At 42.9% G+C, this 622-nt stretch carries 1 protein-coding gene; it reads right to left on the reverse strand.

Features of this window, described 5'->3' with window-relative positions; all coding sequences use genetic code 11:
• Nucleotides 1–57 precede the first annotated feature (57 nt).
• Nucleotides 58–622, reverse strand: a 565-nt coding sequence (locus tag HC175_RS16310; protein ID WP_209310027.1) for a Rossmann-fold NAD(P)-binding domain-containing protein, incomplete at its 5' end; no start/stop codon positions are given.

Here is a 622-nt window from a genome sequence, read left to right on the forward strand (position 1 = left end):
GGGGTTGTGAAAGGATTGATCATATAATTGTTTCTTGTTAATTGAAATGGATCCGGATCAAATCTTCTCCTGAAAATCCACCTCCAGCTCCCGCATTACTTTTGAAGCCGAAATGATCTTTCCTTCGGAAGCTTTGGAATGATCAAATTCCGGAATTTCCAGGCCTGCTTCCCTGGCCTTTTCCTGATAATATTTCTCCCGGGGAGGATTCAAAGGATAAACTGCGTTGTATACTTCTCCAAAAAGATCTTTTTGAAGTACCTTTTTTATGACCTGTTTACAGTCCCTGAGATGGATCAAATTTACCGGACCCAGCGGATTACCGAGTGCGCTCCTGCCGGCAAGATATTTTAACGGATGTCTCCCCGCCCCTATCAGTCCGCCAAATCGAATTATTGTGGTGTCAAAAATGGGATTCTGGAGCATGATCTTTTCTGCGGAAATGATCTCCCTTCCCGAAACTGATGTTGCATTAGGTTCGGCATCTTCGGTATAGATCTTGAAATCTTTAGTCTCTTCATAAACGGAAATAGAGGACACAAAAATGACCTTTTTGACACCTGAAGCCGCAATTGCTTCAGAAAGGAGTCGTATAGCTCCTGAATAATCCATTTTGGGATCC

Source organism: Salinimicrobium oceani (genome assembly GCF_012037645.1).